This is a genomic window from Pseudocolwellia antarctica, from assembly GCF_049933045.1.
In the GTDB taxonomy this organism is placed as follows: Bacteria; Pseudomonadota; Gammaproteobacteria; order Enterobacterales; family Alteromonadaceae; genus Pseudocolwellia.
The window spans coordinates 2,844,094-2,869,227 of the sequence record NZ_CP187926.1 but is presented as its reverse complement, the minus strand read 5'-3'; the positions used below and the strand labels follow the sequence as shown (position 1 = coordinate 2,869,227).

Genomic DNA, 25,134 nt, shown 5'->3' with positions numbered 1-25,134 from the left:
ATGAAAAAGTCATTGTTATTTTTTACATGTATTCTTCTTCCACTTTTTTCTTTTAGTGAAGATATAGAGTTATATATTGGTAATACTAGTCAACGAGAAGATACAAAACCTCAAGTATTATTAATTGTTGATACATCTGGCAGTATGGCTGATACCCAATCGATAAAGACCCCCTATGATTCAACTAAAACGTATAAAACATTAGGTGGTTTTTCTGGTTCAAATAAAGATTATTTATATTATGCGGTAGGTACTGGAGCTTCTACTCCTGTTGTGGATTCACCTGAAGAAAACCGTCGATTTTTAAACAGTATTAATAACTGTTCTGCAGCAGTTTCTAGATTAAACAAGGTGGGCTTTTACACAGGTCGAATAAGAGAATATACATTTGAAGGGAATACTGGAAGCTGGCAAGAAGTTCCAGAGTCAGATGGAAGTGAAATTACAATTATTGATTGTGAAGACGATATAAATCTTGATTTAACAAATATAAAAAATGGTTTAGCTGTAGAGCATGATGAAAATGAAGTTAGTATAGGTTTACTTGGCCTAACAACTACAGTTAAAGGTTACCCTATTGATGGTGCGGGTAATGCTGTTCTACCTGAATATTATGATTCTGATATTGAGAAGGTCGAGTCCTCTTGGGGTGGTGATGTTGTTACTGTTTATACTGATAATTATCTCCGTTGGGATCAAGGTACAAAATATAGCAATAATAAGAATATTGGCGAAACAATAGCATCGAGAATATCTATTGCTCAGCGGACATTGAGTGATTTAGTAGAATCTATTCCGTCAGTACAGTTTGGCCTCCAAGTTTATAATATCAATTCAAAAGAAGATAAAAACTCAAATGTTGGTCATGGGGGTCGTATTGCTTTTGGTATTCAAGATATAACGGCTAATGCAAAAGCTGATTTACAATATATCATTGATAATGACTTACATGCTGCTGGCTCTACGCCTTTATGTGAGTCATATTATGAAGCATACCGATATTTCTCTGGATCATCGGTGTATTTTGGGGATACTGATTTTAGCTCATATCTTAATAGTAAGACTCAATATCATAATAGTAAAAAGCCTGATAGAGATACAAGTATTGAGAGTAAGGGTACTTATATAGCACCATATAAAACTTGTAGTAATGAGATCTTTGTTATTTTAATTACAGATGGTATTCCACAAAATGATAGCAAAGCAGATAATTTAATCAAATCTCTTCATACTAGCGTCGGCTCTACTGCCCAAGCCGTAGATGGTAATTATTTACCTGCATTAGCAAAATACATGCATAGTAATGATATAAATGCACAAATAGATGGAACTCAAATTGCAACTTTATATACCGTTGGGTTTAGTGAGGGTGCAGAGGCTGCTGAAGATGTATTAATTGCTGCAGCAACTAATGGTGGAGGTCAATACTATGATGCAAATGATCCTACTAAGTTAGGTTCATCGCTTCAAAAAGCCTTAAGTGCTATTTTAGAAGTTACCACTAGTTTTACCGCACCATCAGTTGCAACGAATAGTTTTGATAGAACAGAATCACAGGATTCGGCTTATTATGGAATGTTTATTCCCGAGAGTGGCGCTAAATGGAAGGGGAATCTAAAAAAACTTAAGTTAGTCAATGATGAACAAGTTGGTCGAGATGATGAAGTTGCGATTGACAGCGATGGTAATATGTTAGCCTCTGCAAAAACATATTGGAAGAGTACTTCGGCATCTGACGGAAATAATGTCGAAGCCGGTGGTGTTGTGGGGATGTTTAATAATAAAGAAGATGCTCGTGATATTTACAGTGATATTGGCGAAGGAAATTCACTAAATCCATTGAATTATACAAGTATGGTGGATTACTACGGTGGTACTCTTAATACGTTATTAGCGTTTGGCGTTTTAAACATACTTGAAGCGGATAAATATATTAATTGGGCTTTAGGTTTTGATGTTGACGATGCCGATAATGATAATGATACAGGTGATTACCGACCAGACTTATTCGGAGACCCACTACATTCAAAGCCAGTAGCAATAAACTATGGTGGTAGTGACGAAGACAACCCAGATATTAGAATTGTAGTTGGTACAAACTCCGGTGTATTACATATGTTTAGAGACAAAGGAGAAACTGTTGAGGAGTCTTGGGCATTTATGCCGAAAAGGTTTTTCTCTGATATAAAATCATTGCGAGATAATTTACCTGCTGCTAATAAAGTTTATGGTGTTGATGGTCCTATTACCGCTTTTACTATAGATAGTAATGGTGATGGTACAATCAGTGGAACAGATGAAAAAGCGTGGATATTTTTTGGTTTACGACGCGGTGGTAACTCATATTATGCCTTAAATGTAACAGATCCTGGCACACCAGAGTATATGTGGGAAATCACAGCTGATACACCAGGTTTTGCTGAGTTAGGGCAAACATGGTCTCAACCTGTGGTAGGGTATTCAAAATTAAATATTGTAGGCGGCTCACCTAAACCTGTTCTTATTTTTGGTGCAGGGTATTCTATTGCTAAAGATGCTTCAGGACCGGGAACTGAGGACGAAGTTGGTCGAGGCATATATATGGTAGATGCTGCGAGCGGCGATTTGCTGTGGAGTATAACACCTGGGCCTACAAGCAAGGAAAATACTCAATTTACAGGTCTTACAGGCTTTACTGACAGTATCCCTTCTAAAATAGCGGTATTTGACAGTGATAGCGATGGGCTTATTGACAGATTGTATACGGGGGATACTGGTGGTAATGTTTTTAGAATAGATATGCCAGGTTCAGATCCTTTTGATAGTGACACACCTTGGACAGCATTTAAATTCGCTAAATTAGGTGGTATTACTAATGCTGACGATAGACGCTTCTTTAGTGAGGCCACTGTAGAAAAGACATTTTTTACTGATACTGTTAAAGTTACTATAGATGGCGATACAACCGTCGTAAGCCAAGAAACACCTTACGATGTTGTTTTAATTGGCAGTGGTGATAGAAGTACTCCTACATCAACCGATACTGATGATAAGTTCTTTATGCTACAAGATGAAAATGTAGTTACACAATCATTTGTTGCTGGTGCAGTTGCGCCGTCTCTTGAGCCGCCTTCACCGATATTATTTAGCGACGCTTATTTACACGACTTTACTGATAATCCGTATGATTCATTAACAGGTACTGATAAACAAAACCTAGACGAAATTGTTAGTAAAAAGTCTGGCTGGTATTACAATTATGGATTAGGTGAAAGAAGTACTGGTGGCGCTATCTTGGTTAAAGGTAAGGTATTATTTCCTGCATTTGTTCCAGGTACAGCAGCAGATCCATCTTCTTGTTCTTTATCTACAGGTCAAGGTTTTATATATACGATTGACTTATTTGACGGTACTAATGCCTATGACACACGTAGAACTGTAGTTACGTCAACAATGCCTGACACCCCAACTATTGTTATTCCGCCAAGTGGCACTGTAACAACAACTCCAGATGAAAATGATCCTCCGGGTACTGATAGCTCTAATATACTAATTTTGACAGGTGGTGTTCCTATCAGTACGGATGTTTCACTTAGTACATTTAGTACTTATCAATATGTTACGGAGCAATAATCATGCAAGCTAAAAAACAAGTAGGCATGACACTTATTGAGTTGTTAATTACTATTGCTATTGTAGGTATCTTGGGCGCTGTTGCTTATCCGTCTTATACAACGTATGTAACACAATCGAATCGTACTGAAGCTAAAAGAGAACTAGCTCGAGTCGCAAACAAAATGGAGCAATATTATGTTGACCATCGAAAATATACAGCAGACATGACTTTACTTGGACTAGCTGCTGACCCTTATATAACAGAAACAGGTAATTATAGTATTGATACTTCAGCGCAAAATGACGGGACTTTTACTTTAACTGCCACAGCTACAGGAAATCAAGCGAGTAGAGATCCCGACTGTACTACATTATCTATCGACCATACGGGTCAAAAAACAGCTGAATCAGCTAATTGTTGGGAAAATTAATATGGATAAGTTCTTTTTATTAATCGTGGTACTAACGTTTTCTAATGTTGCGTATAGTAACTCGTCAACCAAGAATCAAAATTCTGAAGAAATGGAAAGGGTTTCACTTAAATGTGATGTTATATATGTAGGGGGCAATAGAAGTATTTATTATCATCACTACTTACCTAAAGCACAAAACAATTCTTTTGAGTCGGATTTGATGCTGAGAAATAAAGACTCAGCGAATAAAATATATAAAATTAATGAGTGCGTAGAAACCGATAATAAATTTACAGATCCATCTGCAAATGAATTAGAAGAAACGTTTAAATCAGAAAGATAATTTAAAATTTAGAACCATTCTAATCGACTTTTAAGCTGCTCTTTAAAGGAGTGGCTAATTTTTAAATACACGTTATGTTTACGTTATTTCTATCTTCATCAACCCCATCGCCATCACTATCATCACTAATATAAGCTCTTCCAGAAACAGCAACAATAATACCTCTTGATGCATCTGTATAGCCGTAAGGACAGTAACTAAAAGTAGATTCATTGTTATTTATCGGTAAGTTACCTAAAGAATTATAAGTAAGAAATGCTCCATTTGAATATTGAAACTGATCATTACTACTACTTATAGCTGATTTTACACGAATAATTTCGTCAGACGGTATTGCCCCTGCTGCTGCATCAAAATCATTGTTTTGATTAAAGTCGATAAAAACACTAATTTCTTTAGTCCAATCATCAGTACAAGAACCATTCACGATAGGGCATACAACTACGTTTTGTCCGCTATTTACAGAAGTATTTCGTGCAATAAGAAGCAACCGATGTAACTCAGATATTTCATTATCAACTCTCATACTGACAGTAAAGCTATTTAAGCTGGGTAAAGCGACAGCAGCCAAAATAGCTACAACTGATATACCAACTAAAAGCTCTACCATAGTAAAAGCTTGTTGTTTTTTCTTGAGGTTTTTTATAGACATATAATCAATATCATCCTTTGTTACAGCAATAAGTTATTTATAACATTATAAGAGTAACCTATCTAGATATGAGTATAGTCTATTTACAGATTATTAAGACTCCACTTCTATTTCTGTCTAAACCATCATTTTTTAAGTTTGTTGTTTGATAAGCTCTTCCTGCTCTTGAAACTATTATACCTCTGTTTTTATCTTCATGATCTTTCGGACAATATTTAAAGGTTGCATTACCACCCCAAATAACTAAGTGTCCAGTAGGGCCAAAAACTAAAGCTGTTCTGTTTAAGCCATATTGTAGTTTGTCATTAACATCGATAGCTTCTTTAACTTTAAGTATAGTTTCATCTTGTAGAGGTTCATATTTCTTATTTTTATTATGATCACTGAATACACTGATAGCTAAGTGCCAATCTGCCGTGCAAACATTAGTTTTGTTTAAAGGGCAAATAGTAATATTGGTATTAGAGTTAACTGCTGTATTTTTAGTAAATACTATCATTTTATGTAAAGCGGATATTTCACGGTCAACACGAAGTTTAACCGTGAAATCTGCCAATGCAGGCATCCCTATGGTGATTAAAAACATTAAGATGCTAACTGAAGTGAGTAATTCTATTAATGTAAAGCCGTTATGTTTATTCATATCAACTATCCTTAGTCGCTTGATTATTGTTTTGGTTATTTAATAAACGATTTAGCTGCGACATTGATAGTATAATTTTTAGCATTGAATGTAAACTAGGTGTAAATTGTTGGTATTTCAGCTCGCTTGTGCTGGGTTTTTAGGTAGATATTTATGATCTTTTTCTCAATTATTTTATCTGTTAATTGACCTTCTAAAAAATCATCAAGCTGATCATAAGTAATACCTAATGCATCTTCATCTTTCTTACTTGGTGATAACTCCTCTAAATCAGCAGTAGGAGCTTTTATAATGAGCTGTTCTGGCGCACCTAACTCTTGAGCAAGCTGACGAACTTGACGCTTTGATAAACCAAATAATGGTGCTAAATCGCAGGCACCATCTCCCCATTTAGTAAAGAAGCCCGTAATATTCTCAGCGGAATGATCAGTACCGAGTACCAAGCCACCCAGAATGCCAGCTACGTTATATTGCATTACCATTCGTGTACGTGCTTTAACATTGCCTTTTGAAAAGTCAATTTGAGCATCTGAGGCGGTTAATAAATTACTAGTAGATAATGCATCAAGTGTTTCTTTATGTATGGCATTAGCTCCATTTAAAATATTGGTGCATATATCATGTGAGGGTTTGATGAAGCTAAGAGCGAGTTGCGCATCTTCTTCGTCAGCTTGCACATCAAAAGGTAGTCGGACAGCTATAAAATTATAGTCGCTAGCATTATTTTCAGTATTCAATTCATTTACTGCAAGTTGCGCTAATTTTCCACATGTTGTTGAATCAACACCACCACTAATACCTAGTACTAGATTTTTTAGCCCAGAGCCTATTAATTGCTGTTTAATGAATTGTACTCGGCGGTTAATTTCGAACGGAACATCTATAACAGGCAATACTTTCATTTCATCAATAATTAATTGGGGATTCATGCATTTTCCTTAGCAGTAATTAAATAATAATTTTATTTGAAGGATCAGATTCTTCGGTAGATAATGAGGTAAGTGTATCAAAATTTATCACATTAATAGTATGCTATTTAGTGATATTTTTGATTGATGTTGTGAATTGTGTACAATGAATTTAACTTTATAGAAATGGATCAAATGATGAAGAAAATAGAAGCAATTATTAAACCGTTTAAATTAGACGATGTTCGAGAAGCACTAGGCGAAATAGGTGTTACAGGTATGACGGTTTCTGAAGTTAAAGGTTTTGGACGTCAAAAAGGTCATACAGAACTTTATCGTGGTGCAGAATACATGGTTGATTTCTTACCTAAAGTAAAAATTGAACTTGTTATTGCTACCGAAGATGTAGAAAGGTGTATTGAAGCTATTATGTCTACAGCGCAAACAGGTAAAATAGGCGATGGTAAGATATTTGTTACAGATGTAGAGCGTATTATTCGTATAAGAACGGGTGAAGAGGATGCTTCAGCTATATAGAAATGGCTGCAGATATATTCAAAGCACTAATTTATATATTAGTGCTTTGAAAAACTTATATTATTTTAACAGCGGATTGTCAGGAAAGTTAGCCGCTAATACTTGTTTTGCATTATTCTTAAGATCATTAAGCTCTAACTTGTCGTAACACTCAATCATAATCTCTAAAGCTTCTTCAACATGCTGACTCGGCGCATAGTATTCGATAACATATCTACCTCTGTTAGCTGCTGAAGCCCAAGCATCTCTTTTCAAATAAAAGCGCGCAACAGATATTTCATATCTAGCTAAACGTTCTTTTATATCAATCATACGTTTTCTTGAATCGGCAGCGTACTTACTTTCTGGATAATCTGTAAGGATCTTCTTGAAGCCAAGAAAAGCATTTCTAGAGGCTGTAGGATCTCTATCTGAGCGATCAATTCCCACTAAATCTTGGAATAAGTTATCTTCAGTTGATAAATTAATCAATGCTTTCATATAGTAAACATAATCAACATTTGGATGCGCAGGGTTTAATTTTACAAATCTATCAGCTAAGGCAATACCTTGTTCGGCATTTCCCGTTTTGTAATAAGCATATATTAAATCGATTTGTACTTGATGAGATATAGGACCAAATGGGAATCGAGCATCTATTGCTGATAATAATTGAATAGCTTTTTGAAATAACCCATCATCAAGTGCTTTTCGTGCATCTGAGAATAATGTTTGAGCAGATTTATTCGGTACATTTTCAATGTTCACTTCATCAGAAGATGAACAACCGACTAAGCTTAATGTAAGTGCAGTCAGTAATACTTTAATTGATATTTTTTCCATAGATATAAAAATCACAACGTTGGTTTAGCTAAAGTTAATGTGGCTTTATCAAAATTCTATATGATTCATGCATTAATTATCGCATTCATATTTATTTAATAAAGTTGGTTTCATCCCATCACACAAACAGGTAAAATATCCAAGCATTCTAACCTAGCAAACATTCCTTGCACAGTACTAAAGTATATTTAGTTTGCTTGGTAAATTTAAAGAGAACTTAATGGCTGAAAAAATTCAACACACTGGTATAGTCCCTGAATCTTGTCTGGGTAAAAGATTAGACCAAACAATTGCGGAAATGTTTCCTGATTATTCAAGAACAAGGTTAAAAGATTGGATTTTAGCTGGTCACGTCAGTGTAAACGACGCTGTAGTTAATATTGCACGCGAAAAAATGTTTGGTGGCGAAAGTATAGCTATCGATACTGTAATAGAAGCTGAAGTTAGATTTAAAGCTCAAGATTTACCGTTAAATATCGTATACGAAGATGATGATATTTTAGTTATTAATAAGCCTGCTGGTTTAGTAGTACATCCTGGAGCAGGTAACCCGGACGGTACTGTATTAAATGCATTGTTACATTATTGCCCTCAGGTAGAAATTGTACCAAGAGCTGGCATAGTGCATCGTTTAGATAAAGATACGACTGGGTTAATGGTTGTTGCTAAAACAATTGCAGCACAAACTAATTTAGTTGAAGCATTGCAAGCCCGAGAAATCACTCGTGAATATGAAGCTGTTGCTGCTGGTGTTATGACTGCTGGTGGTTTGGTTGATCAACCTATTGGCAGACACCCTACTAAACGCACACATATGGCTGTATCTTTTTCAGGACGCCCATCAGTTACACATTATCGTGTTATGGAAAAGTTTAGACTTCATACCCGACTTCGTTTGCGATTAGAAACAGGGCGTACTCATCAAATCAGAGTACACATGTCTCATATTACTCATCCACTTGTTGGTGACCCTGTATATGGTGGTAGACCTCGTCCACCTAAAAATGCAACTGAAGACTTACGTGACTTTTTACGTGGATTTCATCGACAAGCTTTACATGCTGCAATGTTATCGTTATTTCATCCTATAACGGGTGAGCAAATGACATGGCATGCTGATGTACCAGAAGATATGGTTAAGTTAACTGCACTGTTAAGAGAAGATAGTAAGTTACATTCAATTGAACCGTACTAATAACGTTTTTCATTATTTGTCTTGGCCAGTACAAAATGTAGTGGCCTTTACTACAACTGTTCATCATCCCGAACAATTTAAACGCTCTTCATCTTACGGAAATTTTAACTTAGGTTTGCATGTAGGCGATGACAAAAGCATTCTTCAAAGTAATAGAAATCTTTTACTTAACTACCTTCCAGAAAAAACATCAATTCAATGGTTAGAGCAAGTTCATGGAAATAACGTGGAAGTTATAACAACATGTTCAGGTGTGCTTATTGCTGATGCCTCTATTACACAACAAAAGAATATAGCACTTGCTGTAATGACGGCTGATTGTTTACCTATTATTATTTCTTCACTTGATGGAAGTGAAATTGCTGTAATACATGGAGGATGGAAACCATTATCCCAAAATATTATTGAGCAGACACTCTTGAAAATGAACACTGCTGTTCAAGATCTACATGTTTGGTTAGGACCTTGTATAGGACCTGCAAGCTTTGAAGTAGGTAAAGAGGTATATGAACAGTTTATTTCAATAGACTCAGACTTTAAAAAAGCTTTTGTTGCTTTTAAATCCTCAGAGAATGAAATTAAATATTTGGCTAACTTACATCTCATCGCCCAAGTACAGCTAGAAAAACTAGGTGCTCAATACGTATATTCCTTACCTCATTGCACATTCACTCAGACTGATGATTACTATTCTTATAGAAGAAGTCATAAAACAGGTCGAATGGCGACTATGATTTGTCGAACTTAAAGATCTATATAAATATTATTCTAGATCAAAAGTAAATGAATCTAGATTGAAATTTCGCAATTTGCCCCTATTAATAAACTATAGAAAGTTAAACTAGATCATATTTAATTTCGTTTTATTGAAGGTGTACCATGCGCTTAGACCGATTTACCCAAACATTCCAAGAAGCTATTTCTGATGCTCAATCGCTTGCATTAGGAAAAGACCACCAATTTATTGAGCCTACTCATTTAATGATGTCGTTATTAAATCAAAATAATAATAGCGTAATCCCCTTATTAAAGAGTGCAGGCGTAAATATTCATACCTTACGTAATCAGATAGACACGTCTTTAACTAATTTAGCTCAGGTTTCTGGCACAGGAGGAGATGTACAACTTTCAGCGTCTCTAGGTAACTTATTTAATCTATGTGATAAATACGCTCAAAAACTAGGTGATAAATACATATCATCTGAAGTTTTTGTTCTTGCTGCTATCGAAGATAAAGGCGCGCTAGGCAGAATGTTAACTGCGCTGGGTGCTAATAAATCACGATTAGAGAAAGCAATAGAACATATAAGAGGTGGAGAATCAGTGAATGATCAAAATGCTGAAGACGTACGCCAAGCATTAAATAAATACACGGTAGATTTAACTGAAAGAGCAGAGCAAGGAAAACTCGATCCTGTAATTGGGCGTGACGATGAAATAAGACGAACTATTCAAGTATTACAAAGACGCACCAAAAACAATCCTGTCTTAATAGGTGAACCAGGTGTAGGTAAAACAGCGATTGTTGAAGGGCTAGCTCAACGAATTATTGATAATGCTGTACCAGAGGGTATAAGAAATAAAAGAGTTCTTTCATTAGATATGGGAGCTTTAGTTGCTGGCGCTAAATATCGAGGCGAATTTGAAGAGCGTTTAAAAGCTGTTTTAAATGAATTAGCGAAAGAAGAAGGGCAAGTGATCCTCTTCATTGATGAATTACATACCATGGTTGGCGCCGGGAAGTCTGATGGTGCTATGGATGCAGGTAATATGTTAAAGCCTGCTTTAGCTCGAGGTGACTTACATTGTGTAGGTGCAACCACACTTGATGAATATCGACAATATATAGAAAAAGATGCGGCTTTAGAACGTCGTTTCCAAAAAGTATTAGTTGATGAACCAAGTGTGGAAGATACTATTGCTATTTTACGTGGTTTAAAAGAGCGCTATGAACTGCATCATAATGTTGAAATCACTGATCCTGCGATTGTTGCAGCGGCAACATTATCTTACCGCTATATCAGTGATCGTCAGTTACCAGATAAAGCTATAGATCTGATTGATGAAGCTGCATCTAGTATTCGTTTACAAATGGACTCTAAACCAGAAGATTTAGATCGTTTAGAAAGAAGACTGATCCAGCTAAAATTAGAAGAGAGAGCTTTAGCGAAAGAATCGGATACTGCTTCAGTAAAACGTTTAGAAATTATTGTGCAAGAAATAGAAATAATGCAAAGCCAATATGACGAGCTTGATGAAGTATGGACAACTGAAAAAGCTGCATTACATGGTACACAAACTATTAAAACCGATCTTGAGCAAGCGAGATTAGCACTTGAAGCTGCCACTCGAGTTGGTGACCTGAATAAAATGTCTGAACTGCACCACGGACGAATTCCAGAGCTTGAAAAGCAACTTGATTTAGCAAGCCAAGCTGAAATGCAAGAAATGAGCTTGCTAAAAAATAAAGTAACTGAAGCCGAAATTGCCGATGTTTTAAGTAAGGCTACAGGTATTCCTGTTTCAAAAATGCTAGAACAAGAGCGAGAAAAATTGTTAAACATGGAAGATAGCTTACATGAGAAAGTTATCGGACAAAATGAAGCGGTAGAATCAGTATCAAATGCTATTAGAAGATCAAGAGCTGGTTTATCAGATCCTGATCAACCCATAGGATCTTTTTTATTCTTAGGTCCAACGGGTGTAGGTAAAACAGAATTAACGAAGTCACTGGCTAACTTTTTATTTGATAGTGAAGACTCTTTAATAAGAATAGATATGTCAGAGTTTATGGAAAAGCATTCTGTTGCTCGTCTTATCGGTGCTCCTCCTGGTTATGTTGGTTATGAAGAGGGCGGCTATTTAACAGAAGCTGTACGTCGTAAACCTTATTCAGTTATTTTGTTGGACGAAATAGAAAAAGCACACCATGATGTTTTTAATATCTTACTTCAGGTACTTGATGACGGAAGATTGACTGATGGGCAGGGAAGAACGGTTGATTTTAAAAATACAGTGATCATCATGACATCTAATATTGGTTCTGATGTTATCCAAAAGTTTAGTGCAGAAAAACAATATGAATTAATGAAAAGTCAGGTGATGGAAGAAGTTCATCAATACTTTAAGCCTGAATTCATTAACCGAATTGATGAATCTGTTGTATTTCATCCACTAGAAACAAGTCAGATTGAGAAAATAGCGGGCATACAAATTAAATTACTTGCGAAACGTTTAAAAGATAAAGATATAACACTCACTATATCTGAAGAAGCGTTACATTATATTGGTACCATTGGGTTTGATCATTTTTTCGGTGCAAGACCACTCAAAAGAGTTATCCAACAGGAAATTGAAAACCCGCTAGCTCAATCACTGCTGGCGGGAGACATTACTCAAGAGAGTGTTATTAGAATAGAACTGCTAGATGAGAAACTAACTTTTACAATTACATAAGTTATTTTTTACAGAAAAGATCAACTCGTTCTTGATTAATAACGAGTTGCTCTTTCTGTGCTTCTTTATCTAATACTTGAGTCTCGCCATCTGCATTTACAAAGCGGATCCTATTAAAGTCACTTAACGTAGCTAAGTTTTTCTTAGCTTCTTCACATTTTTTAGCTGTATCAATCGTTAAGTTTTCAGAAGCTTCCGTTTCTTTTTTATCTGGCTGAGATACTAAGCTTTTTGTTTCTTTCGGCGTATTATCTTTCTTATCAGTATTTGATAAATGAGTATTAGCCATGGTCAATTCAGTATAATCACCTACAGCAGGTTGATGCTGAGTAAAGTGAACAATACCACTTTCATCAACCCATCTATAAATAATACCATCGGCGAAAGTATTCAAACTAAAAGCAAGTAATAAACCTGCAGACCAATATTTCATTTTTAAACTCTTTTTATTTTTTAAATCAGTAAGTAAATTATGATGTTTATAAATCTACTTAAGAATGTGTAATATGAATCTATAACATTCCCTAGTAATAATTCAAACATTTTATGCTTTTTAAGCGTAATAATAGTAAATATTCTATCGTTGTGAATTAGACTTATGGTAAATTTACGCAAACACCTTGTATAACCTAATGGTTTTAAAATGACACAAAACTCTTCAAATGAAAAAACACCTAATAAAGGTATTTATCTTTTACCTAATTTATTAACAACGGCAGGTTTGTTTTTTGGATTTTATGCCATCGTATCTTCTATGAATGGGCACTTTGAAAGTGCAGCTATCGCAATATTTGTTGCTATGGTATTTGATGGCTTAGATGGGCGAGTTGCAAGAATGACAAATACGCAAAGTGAATTTGGAGCTGAATACGATAGCATGGCAGATATGGTGTCATTTGGTATTGCACCAGGATTAGTTGCTTATAACTGGGCATTAGATGACTTTGGAAAATTTGGTTGGTTAGCTTCTTTTGTCTTTGTAGCAAGTGCAGCACTTAGATTAGCTCGCTTTAATACACAGGTTGGTGTTGCTGATAAACGTTATTTTCAAGGTTTAGCAAGTCCGGCAGCCGCTGGCGTTATTGCAAGTTTAGTCTGGGTTGGTTCGTCGTACGAAATTGTCGGTCAAGATTATGGTTACATTGTTGGCGTAATTACTATTATTACAGGTTTGCTGATGGTGAGTAACTTCAGGTATAGCAGCTTTAAAGATGTCGACTGGAAAGGAAAGGTAAACTTTGTTGTTGTTCTACTGATCGTTCTTGCGTTTGTTATTGTTGCCTCAAGTCCTGAAAATGTATTACTCATCATTTTCGTTATTTATGCTTTTTCTGGGCCTTTTACCACTATTAGAGGAGTGAGAAAGCTTAAACTAGAGCATGTTGTTGGTGACGACAAAGATGCTGATTTTAAATAGTATAAAATTTTTTTAGATGCTTTTTTAGTTTATCAGGATTGAGAATTCCGTCCCACAAGCCAATATTTATATTGGCTTTTTTGTTTTTATTAGGCAAAATATAATTTTCCATATTTAAATTAACAAGGATGTATTAATGAAGCGTTTATTCATTTTAGCAATAGCTATTTATAGTATTGCCTTTAGCAGTTTCTCTGCTCAGTCACTACTCTCCTACAAAGACTTCGGTGTTCTACCTATGTTTGAAAGACCATCTGTTTCACCTGATGGTAATAAGATCGTTGCTATTTATAATACAGATGATGGTCCTAGTGTTATTTTGAGTGATTTTGGCGGTCAAGAAATTACAACTCTCGTTAAGCTTAAAAAAGCTAAAGATAGGATAGATAATGTTTATTGGATAAATGAGAAACGTGTATTAGTTTCTGCAAGTTATTCGGAAAGGATTGTCGACCGTTATTTTAGAATGACACGCTTATTTGCCATAGATATTGACGGTAAAAATTTACGAGAAATTAAACAACGAGGACGAAGAGATCTAAATAACTGGGAAAAAATTGCAGCAGGAGATGTTAGTTTAGTTTCGCTACTGAAAAATGATAAAGAGCATATTTTAGTTCAGTTATATGATAAACGAGATAAAGATCACGCTGTTTTTAAATTTAATGTTAACGACGGTAGTTTAGAGAAGCTATTTGCTAATACATATAATGTTCATTCTTGGGTTGTAAACAGTGAAGGTGTTGTTGTTTTTGGTTATGGTACAGACAAAGTTGAACGTGATGTAAGAACCATTTGGTATCGAAAAGATGCATCATCTGAATGGAGTTTATTACATAAGAAAAAAGCATATAAAGGTGAAACCTTCAGACCTATTATAGTACAAGACAATAAATTATTGGTTATTAGTGATAGAGAAACTCGTAGAGCCTCTTTATGGCAATATGATATAGAAAAAGGTGAATTCGATAGTATTATTTATAGCCATGATAAATATGATATTGAAGGCGTTATATACTCTGCTGATCGAGATAGAGTTTTAGGTGTTTATTATTTTGATAACTTCCGCAGAAGTCACTACATAGAAGATGCTGACAATAATATTGCAACATTAGTTAAAAATACATTTAAAAACTTCGAGACAAGTATTTATAGCCTTAGTCAAAACAAGCAAAGAATGCTTATTTTAGCTGCCAGTGATAACAGCCCAAGTAAATTTCTATGGATGGATTTAAATGTTAAAAAAGCAGGGGTTTGGTTTACACAATATCCTTATTTAACAAACAAAAACTTCCCTAATGTAACTCCTTATAGCTATAAAGCAAAAGATGGAACAGAACTTTCTGGTTACTTAACCTTGCCACATAATGCTAGCCCTAAAAAAACACCTGTAATTGTATGGCCTCACGGTGGCCCTATCGGTGTTCGAGATTACCAATATTTTAATACCTTTGTTCAATTTTTCGTAAGTAAAGGTTATGCTGTTCTACAAATGAATTATCGTGGCTCGGGTGGTTTTGGCTCTGACTTTGAAGTGTCAGGTTTTCGCGAGTGGGGTAAATTAATGCAAGAAGATGTATATGATGCCTTTGATTGGTTGAAAACTCAAAAACTGGTTAATACTGATAACGCTTGTTTAGCTGGTTATAGTTATGGTGGCTATGTGGCTCTAACAGCGTCGTTCCAAAAACCTGATGCATTTAAATGTATTGTTAGTGTTGCCGGTGTAAGTGATTTACTAGAATTAGCTGAAGATGATTATCGTTGGGAAGGAGGTTTACGTGCTCATGTTATTAACGAAATTGGCGATCCTTCAAAGAGTGAAGTAGCGAAAGAATTAGCAAGTGTATCTGCAATTAATTATCTTGATAAAATTAAAGCGCCGATTCTACTTATTCATGGTACTTATGATACACAAGTTAGATTAGATCAATCCTCCAATTTTTATGATAAAGCTAAGAAAGCAGGACTTGATGTAGAATACATAGAGTATAAATATGGAACTCATTATTTAGATGAACCTAGTAATCGTTTAGATGCATTTAAAAAAATAGGAGGGTTTTTAAAAGAACATTTAGATTAAAACCGTTCTAACGTTTTCTTTAATAAATCGAACATTATTAGCCCTCTATTTACATACAAATAGAGGGCTTTTTTATTAAAAATTGTAGATGATTCAATCTAGTTTTAAATAATCAATTTACATCATAAGATAGGTTTTAGATCGATTAATTTACTATTTAAATAGAATGTTAGAAATTACGCGAAAGAAAAATCCTTCATAACCTATCTTATAAGTAGTTATTTATTTTTAAGGAAAATAAAGATGTTTTTAGTTAAAAAGTCAGTTCAAGCCGCTGCAATAATTATGATGTTTTTCAGTTTGTCAGCTTTCGCTGTTGATGATGCTGTCAACACAGGGCGTTTTAATAGTATTGCTATTGATGGTTACGATACAGTTGCCTACTTCACCCAAAATAAAGCAGTAGAAGGCGATAAAGCGTTTAAAGTTAAATGGCGCGATGCTTATTGGTATTTTGATAACAAAGAAAATAAAGCGCTATTTGAAGCTGCTCCAGAAAAGTATGCACCGCAATATGGTGGTTGGTGCGCCTATGCAATGGTTGATGAAGGTAACACGGTTCGAATAGATCCTGATGCTTTTCATATTTATGAAAATAAACTTTATTTGAACTACAGTAAAAGTGTTAACGAAAAATGGTTAAAAGATAAGTTAACTATGATCAAAGATGCTGATTATTACTATCCTTTAGAAACTAATGTAAAAAGCTTTATCAAAGAGTAATTAATTTTCTCTGTTAACGTATGTTTACAATTTTTATTATTATTTAAAGACACCTTTTTAGGTGTCTTTTTTGTTTCTAAGATATACTTAAGTTACTGTGGCTGTTGAATTACATCGATAAATATTTAATCGTGAAAAATCCAACAGACCCAAGATAAAATTTTATCTTACAACAATTCCTCTTATTAATTGTTCATTCAGCATGTTTAATCACTAAGTACTTAAGCTATATCTTAATAAATGTAATTATTAAGATATTGTATTTATTTTAATGTGTGTGCGATGGAGTTGGTTATTAAGAGGGGAATATTTGTATGCTATTTATAAATAAAGTCGATTAGTGTTATATCGTTTTATTAGGATAGTTAAGCATCAAAAATTAAATAAACATATTTTATAAGGATTTACGAATGAACCTGTTTCGTCCCGTAGTTTCATCGTTTTTTATTTTACTACTATCTGCTTGTCAATTAAGTGGTAATTCAAAAGATGAAAACAAATCAACTGTGCAACAAAGAGCTGAAAATGCTTACTTGTCTCAAGAACAAGCTTTCTCTCGCTCAGCCAGAGTTTCTAATGTTAACTATAATTTAGAGTTTTCTTTATCTGAAAAGAGCGTCTTCGCAGCAACTTCTCATATTAACTTTCAATTAGATAATGCAAACATCCCGTTAACGATTGATTTAAATGATGCACAAATAACTCAATTATTGGTTAATGGCAAAGCGGTAACACCAAAATATAACCAATGGTTTATTACCTTACCTGCCAATGTACTGGTAGAAGGGGATAACAAAGTAAGTGTGAGCTTTACTCGTGAACACAGTACTGATGGTGAAGGGTTACATCGCTTTCAAGATCCTGTAGATGACAAAGTTTATTTATATTCACACTTTGAGCCTGCGGCAGCACAGCAGATGTTTGCTTTGTTTGATCAGCCTGATCTTAAAGCAACTTATACTATGTCAGTATCAGCACCCGCAGATTGGTCTGTAATAACGGCAATGAAAGAAAGTCGTGTTGAGAAAAAAGGTCAAGTGAATACTTGGTACTTTGCCGAAACACCTAAATTAAGCCCTTATAACTTCTCTCTTCATGCAGGTCCATATAAAGTGTGGGAAGATAATAACGCTAAATATCCATTACGTTTATTTGTGCGTCAATCGGTTGCTGATCAAGTAAAACCAAGTGATTGGTTCCAATATACCACTCAAGGTATAACGTTTTTTGAAAGCTATTATGGCGTTGATTATCCATTTGCTAAATACGATCAAGTATTAGTACCTGATTTTTTATATGGCGCGATGGAAAATGCTGCAGCTATTACTTTTGCTGAAGGTAGCTTTTTAACGAACGGCGAAATGAGCAAAAGCAAACGTGAACGTCTTGCTAATGTGATCATGCATGAAATGGCACATCAATGGTTTGGTAACTTAGTTACCATGAAATGGTGGAATGGATTGTGGTTAAACGAAAGTTTTGCTGCATTTATGGCAACTTTAGCAACAGCCGAAGCAACAGAATTTACTGCCGCATGGAGAACTTTTTATGCAGGTGGTAAACAAGGAGCTTACCGTGCTGACCAAAGTGTAACAACTCACCCGATAGAAGTTCCTATTCCTTCAACGGCAAACGCTTTTGATAATATTGACGCTATTACTTATTCAAAAGGTGCTTCTGCGTTAAACCAATTACGCTTTTTATTAGGCAAAGAAACCTTTAGACAAGGCATACACCAGTACTTGAGTGAAAATGCTTATAAAAACGCTGTTTTAGATGATTTTATTGGAAGTTTAGCTAAAGCAAGTAATCGTAACTTAGATACTTGGAAAGAGCAGTGGTTATACAACGCTGGAGTGAACACCATTAATGTTAGATTTGAATGTGTTAATAATGTAATCACTCATTTCGAAATTAACCAAACACCTGATGAAGCAACACAAACATTACGTGAGCAAAAAATCCAGCTAGCACTTTTCAATATTGAAGGTAATAAACTCAATAAAGTTAAGTCTTTACCTTATATTTATAACGGTAAAACAACTAAGGTTACTGAATTAAATGGTGTGCAATGTCCTGATTTAGTTTATCCAAACTATGAAGATTGGGGATTTGTAAAAGTACAACTTGATGATAAATCTTTTGAAACAGCTAAAGAACATGTAAATAAAGTAGAAGATCCGCTTTTACGTTCTATGTTGTGGCAAAGTCTTTGGGATAGCGTTCGCGATGGTCAACTAGCTCTTAATAGCTATTTAGATGTTGCGTTAAAAAATATCTCTGAAGAGCAAGACTATACGATTTTAGGTCAAGTGATTGGTCAACTTGAGTTAAGCAAATCGTATTTAAATAAAATATACGGTACAAATCACACGTATGTTAAAAGCATGGCATTAAAACTAGAGCAACTTGCTTGGAATAATACCGTACATCATTCAGGTAACAATATGCGTAGATGGTTCGATGCCTACGTTAATGTAACTAGTACAAAGGATAGTTTAACTAACTTACATGAATTACTAACAGGTAAGAAAGTGATTGATGGTTTAGTCATTAACCAAGATTTACGTTGGGATATCATTAAACAGTTAAGTCGATTCCAGTATAACGGTGCAGATAAACTTATAGCTAAAGAGTTAGAATCTGATGGTTCAGATACTGGATTAAAATCGGCTATTGAAGCTGAAGTTATTGTTCCAAATAAAGCGACTAAAGATAACTGGTTAGCTAAAATTCATGACAGTAATACAGATATGCAGTTTTCAAAATTACGCTCAGCAATGACAGTATTATATACTTCAGAACAAAATAACTTATCTGAGCTTACAGCAGAACAGCGCATCAATACTTTAGTAGCCATTGATGCAGCTAATGATCATACTTTCATGAGAAATTATGGACGTTACCTGATCCCAATGAACTGTTCAGAGCAAAGCGTACAGCGTTTACAAAAAGCGGCGAATACATTTACCGATATATCGTCAGGAACAAAACGTTCATTATTAATGGCGCTTCAAAGTGATGAACGTTGTGTAATGATCAAAAATAAAATGAATATTCAATAGGTAGGTTTCAACCTGAGGCAAAATGTTAATTTGGTGTTTTGCCTCAATAATGTTTCATAACAGCTCGTTGTACCTCTTAACCATTATATTCATTCATTTGTTGAATAGTGTATTATTAAGTATGCAATGAGCTTTTTATAGGAGATAAATATGAAAACAGTATTAGTTCTTTTAGTCTTTTTTATTTCTGGGTGCGCTCAGATATTTGATGATAAACGCAGTGTTGTTGATGGTACTATTTGGGATTTCGACCATAGCGTTCAGTTTGAGCAACATAAAAACAGCGATAATTCATATAGTCTAACTATTCGGTCTACCAGTAAAACCCGCTTTTCATCTTTGGCTACATTTTTAGTGCGTCAATCATTTAAACTTTGTAGAAACTACGGGTTTAAGATTGAAGTATTAGATGGTGTAGAAAGTTACAATGATGAGCGTTATATCACAAGTTTCATTCCTGCATCACTGCAAGCTAATATAGAATGTCCCGCAGAAGTTGCTAATTAAGCTAAGTGCTAGTAATACTTCTGATAATGCCGAGAGGCTCTTAGGTTACGTTCTAGTAAAGCTGATTTAGATTCTAATTATAGTCTAAATACCCACAAGATTAACAACGTTTGAAGATGAAAACACTATTACAGATGGTTGTAATATTTGTTAAAAGTGGAGTCTTATTTTTCACGCCTACGCCATTTATGATTAAGTACGTATAAAAACGTGAAGATAGTAATTTATATAATCCTTTTTTGTCGATTTTACAGGAAAAACAGATATGTTTTCTATTGGATAACGCTCATTCACTATAAGTAGGACATGAACTGGAGTGTTGTAATTTCCACTATTCTTTAACAAAAGAATTTGTTCCGTCCTAGCTATAAAAATAGCGCTAGAGCTTGACTGAAAACCGAGATGTCGAAATAATACTAAATACAAGTCGATGAACTTTATCGACTTGTTTGGCCATCTCTATTGAACTGTTCTATTGGAAAGATAAGTTTGATAAGAATGAGTAAACTTAATGAGTTTACTAGGCAACCAATCAATAACGATTAAATCCACATGAAAATACAAAGGACACTTCATGAAAATCAACTATAAACTCAGCTCTACGGTAATAGCATTTACCTTATCATTATCTTTTATTTCTAACTGTTATGCCGACATTGTTCAAACTAACATAAGTGGTGAAAAACTTTTTATTAAACAAGGTTTAATGAAAGTTGAGTATCAAGAAGATAACACAGCTATTTTTGATTGGGATAATGAAAGAATAACAATGATATCGGATGAGCATAAAGTTTATATTCAAACTAGTCCAGAGGAGTATTGCGAAGGAATGAAATCTTTTTTTACAGAACATTCTGGTAATGATGGAGCTAGTATCGATATGAATGCTATGCGTGATGCTATTATTGCGAGAAGTATAGAAGGAATGACAGCAGCAGAGAAAGCCGAGTTTCATGCAGCTAGAAATCCCGCTGTGGACATTATTGAACAAAAGCATGGAGAGATAATCGCTGGTTATAAAACGACTCAATATAAGATTACCGCAGGAGATGAGGTAGTAGAATACATATGGTTAAGTAGCGATAAAAAACTGCTTAAAGAAGTCGAACATTTATTAACGTTAAACAGTTTTGATCTATCTTGTTCTGTATTTGGAGGTGATAACGAAACATATTCGGATTCTGAAGAGTACAAAGCGCTTACTGCGAATGTGTATCCACTTAAAACTATTCAAGGTAGTTTGGTTTATGCTTTTGAAAAAGGGGAAACTGCTAATCTTGATTCAGATGATGACGGAAACTTTAGTGAAGTCGTTAAAATAGAATTGTCTAATTTACCATCATCAACATTTTTAGCGCCATCTACTTATAAAAAAATATCAGTAACTAATTTCATGAAATTAAACCTTAATGTGGAAAGTACTGATACTGCAGCACAAAGTATAGAGTTAGACGTTGAAAAAGCAGAAGTTGCGTTAGAAGCTTTAGAAAAAGAATTTGAACAACAACCAGAAAAGAAATCATTTTTTGACAAAATGCAGCAAAAACTTGAAGATAAAATAACAGACTTACCCGAAAATATTGAAGAAAGTACAGAAGGGAAGGTAGAAGAAACGGTAGATGATGCAATAGAAGAAAAAATAAAAGACAAGCTAACCGACTACCTGTCTGACTGGTTGTAGGTTAAGTATTATTGATTTTTATAGAGTAGTCATTTATGTGTTACACATAAGTAGAGTGATTTAAATTACCTCTATAAAAAAGGGTGACTATTTTAGTTATTCGCAAGTGTTAAGCTTGCCAAACTAAAATAGTCACCCTATTTTTTGTTCTACTTCTAATTAAGTACCTTACCTATCTGTCAAATAAAGTACTTAGCTTAGTAAGGTTTATACCATTTTAATTGGTACATACTTAGTCGTCATTTCTTCTGTAGGAGGAGCAAAGCGAGTTAAATCGATACCTTCTACAGCAGCTTTATATTCTTCGATTGTAGGGAAGCGACCTAGAACAGATGAAAGTACAACTAAAGGTGTTGAACCTAATAGTGACTCACCTTTTTTCTCAGCAGTATCTGCTACAACACGACCTTGGAATAAGCGTGTAGATGTCGCTATAACCGTATCACCCGGTTCAGCTTTCTCTTGGTTACCCATACATAAGTTACAACCTGGGCGTTCAAGATACATGATGTTTTCGTACTTAGTACGTGCAGCGCCTTTAGGGTTTGCATCATCAAATTCAAAACCAGAATACTTACGTAAGATGTCCCAATCGCCTTCAGCTTTAAGTTCATCAACAATGTTGTACGTTGGTGGAGCTACTACTAGTGGTGCTTTAAATTCAACTTTTCCACTTTGTTTTTCAATGTTGCGTAACATTTGAGCGATGATTTGCATATCGCCTTTGTGAACCATACAAGAGCCAACGAATGCTAAATCTACAGGCTTACCATCGTAGTATGAAACAGGGCGAATAACGTCATGAGTATAACGCTTAGATGCATCATCGTTGTTAACATCAGGGTCAGCAATCATTGGTTGATCGATAACATCTAAGTCAATAACAACTTCTGCATAGTATTTAGCATTATCATCAGGTGCTAATGCTGGATTAGTTCCTGATTTAACTTCTTCAATACGTTTGTCAGCTAATGCGATTAATCCAGTAAGTGTACCTGCTGCGTTTTCCATACCCTTTTTGATCATGATCTGGATACGGCTCTTAGCAAGCTCTATTGATTGGATTAATGTTTCATCGTTTGAAATACAGATTGAAGCTTTTGCTTTCATTTCTGCAGACCAATCGGTAAATGTGAATGCTTGGTCAGCTAATAAAGTACCAATATGTACTTCGATTATGCGGCCTTGGAATACGTTCTCACCACCAAACTGTTTAAGCATTTGAGCTTGAGTTGCATGTACAACATCACGGAAATCCATGTGACCTTGCATTGTGCCTTTAAATGTTACTTTTACTGACTCTGGAATTGGCATAGCCGATTCACCTGTAGCAAGAGCGACTGCAACAGTACCTGAATCGGCACCGAATGCTACACCTTTAGACATACGAGTATGAGAGTCACCACCAATGATGATAGCGCGATCATCTATTGTAAGGTCATTCAATACTTTATGAATAACATCAGTCATCGCAGGGTATGCACCCTTAGGATCACGAGCTGTGATAAGACCAAACTTGTTCATAAAGCTCATTAATTTAGGAATGTTTGCTTTAGCTTTGCTATCCCAGACTGATGCTGTGTGACAACCAGACTGATATGCACCATCAACTAATGGAGAAATAGTAGAAGCAGCCATCGCTTCTAGCTCTTGGCATGTCATAGGACCCGTAGTATCTTGAGAACCTACAATGTTTACTCTAACGCGAACATCTGAACCTGCGTGAAGATCGGTTTCAGAAAGAACACCAACAGCATTTCTATTAAATATTTTCTCAACAGCTGTTAAGCCTTGACCTTCATGAGATATCTCTTTAGAAGCAGCAAAAACAAGTTTAGTTGCAACACCTAGAGTTTCAGAAGCAAAAGTTTGTAATTTTTTACCGAATACAACAGCGTAAGAACCGCCAGCTTTCATGAATTCAACTTTCTGTGGAGTGAAAGCTGAAGAAATATCTGCCAGTACTTTATCGCCATTTAGAAGTTGTTTAGCTTTAGTATTAATTGTTAATACTGTACCAGTAGCAACAGAATAAGCTTCTTCTAAAACAGCATCACCATTTTCGTCAACAACGTTTTTACCGTTTGCATCTGTTTTCTTAACCCAGTTTTTAAGATCAAGACCAATACCACCAGTAACATCAACCGTTGTTAAGAAGATTGGAGAAATACCATTTGTACCTGCAACTACAGGTGCAATGTTGATAAATGGAACGTATGGACTAGCTTGTTTACCCGCCCAAAGTGCAACGTTATTCACACCAGACATACGTGAAGAACCAACACCCATAGTACCTTTTTCAGCAATAAGCATTACTTTTGCGTTAGGGTGCTTAGCTTGTAAAGCTTGAATCTCATCTTGAGCTTCTGGAGTGATCATACATTTACCGTGTAACTCACGGTCTGCACGTGAATGTGCTTGGTTACCAGGAGAAAGTAAATCAGTTGAAATATCACCTTCACCAGCAATGTAAGTTACTACTTCAATTTTTTCTGCAATATCAGGTAATTTTGTAAAGAATTCAGCGTTAGCGTAGCTTTCTAAAATATCTTTAGCTACTGCATTTCCTGCTTTGTAAGCCGCTTCAAGGCGAGCTGTATCAGCATCGTATAAAAATACTTGAGTTTTTAATACTGCTGTAGCTGGCGTTGATAATGCAACATCATCGCTTAATGCTAGATCAAGTAGTACACCAATAGATGCGCCACCTTTCATGTGTGATAGTAATTCGTAAGCAAATTCAGGAGTAATTTCTGCTACGGTTTCTTCACCTAAGATGATTTTTTTCAAAAATGCAGCTTTTTCACCAGCAGCACTTGTTGTGCCTGGTAATGTGTTATAGATAAAGAAGTTAAGAGAATCAGCGCGATATTCATTCCCTTGGTCTTTAATTTGTTCGATGATTTCAGCTAGTAATTCAGCACCATCAATTGGCTTAGGCGCTAAACCTAGCTCTTCTTTACGATTTTTAATTTCTGCTATATATTCTAAATACAGGCTCATCTGATACTCTCTCTTTAGCTATAAGGCGCTAATAATATGATAATTAGCTGGGGCAAATTTTTTAGGTCTATTTTACCTGATTTTTTATCTAC

The 25,134-nt window shown here is 35.1% G+C and carries 19 protein-coding genes; 13 read left to right on the top strand and 6 right to left on the bottom strand.

What is annotated here, in order from left to right; all coding sequences use genetic code 11:
- From ACPUVN_RS12385 to ACPUVN_RS12375, 3 genes are read left to right on the top strand one after another with little or no spacing between them, the layout of a single operon-like run.
- Nucleotides 1–3,612: a pilus assembly protein gene (locus ACPUVN_RS12385; RefSeq protein ID WP_426369196.1), complete on the top strand. Its 3,612-nt coding sequence runs from the start codon at nucleotides 1–3 to the stop codon at nucleotides 3,610–3,612.
- A gap of 2 nt (nucleotides 3,613–3,614) precedes the next feature.
- Nucleotides 3,615–4,025, top strand: coding sequence for a type IV pilin protein (locus ACPUVN_RS12380; RefSeq protein ID WP_426360007.1), 411 nt, complete (start codon nucleotides 3,615–3,617; stop codon nucleotides 4,023–4,025).
- Between the two features lies 1 nt (nucleotide 4,026).
- Nucleotides 4,027–4,350: a hypothetical protein gene (locus ACPUVN_RS12375; protein ID WP_426360008.1), complete on the top strand. Its 324-nt coding sequence runs from the start codon at nucleotides 4,027–4,029 to the stop codon at nucleotides 4,348–4,350.
- 61 nt (nucleotides 4,351–4,411) lie between these two features.
- Here the strand turns inward: ACPUVN_RS12375 and ACPUVN_RS12370 are convergent, their stop codons facing one another.
- The 3 genes from ACPUVN_RS12370 to nadE form a co-directional block, all read right to left on the bottom strand.
- Nucleotides 4,412–5,002, bottom strand: a complete 591-nt coding sequence (locus ACPUVN_RS12370; protein WP_426369195.1) for a GspH/FimT family pseudopilin — start codon at nucleotides 5,000–5,002, stop codon at nucleotides 4,412–4,414.
- 79 nt (nucleotides 5,003–5,081) lie between these two features.
- A complete protein-coding gene (locus ACPUVN_RS12365; protein ID WP_426360011.1) occupies nucleotides 5,082–5,645 on the bottom strand; it encodes a GspH/FimT family pseudopilin in 564 nt (187 codons plus the stop codon).
- Nucleotides 5,646–5,740: 95 nt separating this feature from the next.
- Entirely contained in the window at nucleotides 5,741–6,574 is an 834-nt protein-coding gene (nadE, locus tag ACPUVN_RS12360) for an ammonia-dependent NAD(+) synthetase (protein WP_426369194.1), read from the bottom strand.
- 177 nt (nucleotides 6,575–6,751) lie between these two features.
- Between nadE and glnB the strand changes: the two genes are divergently transcribed.
- A complete protein-coding gene (glnB, locus tag ACPUVN_RS12355) occupies nucleotides 6,752–7,090 on the top strand; it encodes a nitrogen regulatory protein P-II (RefSeq protein ID WP_304370293.1) in 339 nt (112 codons plus the stop codon).
- 60 nt (nucleotides 7,091–7,150) lie between these two features.
- Here glnB and ACPUVN_RS12350 read toward each other — a convergent pair whose 3' ends face one another.
- The gene (locus ACPUVN_RS12350; protein WP_426360013.1) at nucleotides 7,151–7,912 is read right to left on the bottom strand and encodes an outer membrane protein assembly factor BamD; all 762 of its coding nucleotides are present in this window, start codon (nucleotides 7,910–7,912) and stop codon (nucleotides 7,151–7,153) included.
- A 220-nt stretch (nucleotides 7,913–8,132) separates the two neighbouring features.
- On the opposite strand from ACPUVN_RS12350, the gene rluD reads away from it, so the two are divergent.
- The 3 genes from rluD to clpB all read left to right on the top strand — a co-directional run bounded on the left by rluD (nucleotide 8,133) and on the right by clpB (nucleotide 12,563).
- A complete protein-coding gene (gene rluD / locus ACPUVN_RS12345; protein ID WP_426360014.1) occupies nucleotides 8,133–9,107 on the top strand; it encodes a 23S rRNA pseudouridine(1911/1915/1917) synthase RluD in 975 nt (324 codons plus the stop codon).
- A complete protein-coding gene (gene pgeF / locus ACPUVN_RS12340; protein ID WP_426360015.1) occupies nucleotides 9,094–9,855 on the top strand; it encodes a peptidoglycan editing factor PgeF in 762 nt (253 codons plus the stop codon). The genes rluD and pgeF overlap by 14 nt, the downstream gene beginning before the upstream one ends.
- A 131-nt stretch (nucleotides 9,856–9,986) precedes the next feature.
- A complete protein-coding gene (gene clpB / locus ACPUVN_RS12335; RefSeq protein WP_426360016.1) occupies nucleotides 9,987–12,563 on the top strand; it encodes an ATP-dependent chaperone ClpB in 2,577 nt (858 codons plus the stop codon).
- Between the two features lies 1 nt (nucleotide 12,564).
- Here the strand turns inward: clpB and ACPUVN_RS12330 are convergent, their stop codons facing one another.
- Complete coding sequence (locus tag ACPUVN_RS12330) at nucleotides 12,565–12,996, bottom strand: DUF4124 domain-containing protein (RefSeq protein WP_426369193.1); 432 nt, start codon at nucleotides 12,994–12,996, stop codon at nucleotides 12,565–12,567.
- 210 nt (nucleotides 12,997–13,206) lie between these two features.
- Between ACPUVN_RS12330 and pssA the strand changes: the two genes are divergently transcribed.
- From pssA to ACPUVN_RS12300, 6 genes are all read left to right on the top strand, one after another.
- Nucleotides 13,207–13,980, top strand: a complete 774-nt coding sequence (gene pssA / locus ACPUVN_RS12325) for a CDP-diacylglycerol--serine O-phosphatidyltransferase (RefSeq protein ID WP_426360018.1) — start codon at nucleotides 13,207–13,209, stop codon at nucleotides 13,978–13,980.
- Nucleotides 13,981–14,116: 136 nt separating this feature from the next.
- Nucleotides 14,117–16,063, top strand: a complete 1,947-nt coding sequence (locus ACPUVN_RS12320; RefSeq protein WP_426360019.1) for an alpha/beta hydrolase family protein — start codon at nucleotides 14,117–14,119, stop codon at nucleotides 16,061–16,063.
- Between the two features lie 243 nt (nucleotides 16,064–16,306).
- Nucleotides 16,307–16,786, top strand: coding sequence for a YHS domain-containing (seleno)protein (locus tag ACPUVN_RS12315; RefSeq protein ID WP_426369192.1), 480 nt, complete (start codon nucleotides 16,307–16,309; stop codon nucleotides 16,784–16,786).
- Nucleotides 16,787–17,196: 410 nt separating this feature from the next.
- Entirely contained in the window at nucleotides 17,197–19,851 is a 2,655-nt protein-coding gene (gene pepN, locus ACPUVN_RS12310) for an aminopeptidase N (RefSeq protein ID WP_426369191.1), read from the top strand.
- A 150-nt stretch (nucleotides 19,852–20,001) separates the two neighbouring features.
- The gene (locus tag ACPUVN_RS12305; RefSeq protein ID WP_426360022.1) at nucleotides 20,002–20,358 is read left to right on the top strand and encodes a hypothetical protein; all 357 of its coding nucleotides are present in this window, start codon (nucleotides 20,002–20,004) and stop codon (nucleotides 20,356–20,358) included.
- A gap of 574 nt (nucleotides 20,359–20,932) precedes the next feature.
- The gene (locus ACPUVN_RS12300; protein WP_426369190.1) at nucleotides 20,933–22,039 is read left to right on the top strand and encodes a hypothetical protein; all 1,107 of its coding nucleotides are present in this window, start codon (nucleotides 20,933–20,935) and stop codon (nucleotides 22,037–22,039) included.
- A gap of 207 nt (nucleotides 22,040–22,246) precedes the next feature.
- On the opposite strand, the gene ACPUVN_RS12295 is transcribed toward ACPUVN_RS12300, so the two are convergent.
- Nucleotides 22,247–25,042 carry a bifunctional aconitate hydratase 2/2-methylisocitrate dehydratase gene (locus ACPUVN_RS12295; RefSeq protein ID WP_426369189.1) on the bottom strand — a complete coding sequence of 932 codons (2,796 nt, stop codon included), beginning with the start codon at nucleotides 25,040–25,042 and terminating at the stop codon, nucleotides 22,247–22,249.
- Between the last annotated feature and the right edge of the window lie 92 nt (nucleotides 25,043–25,134).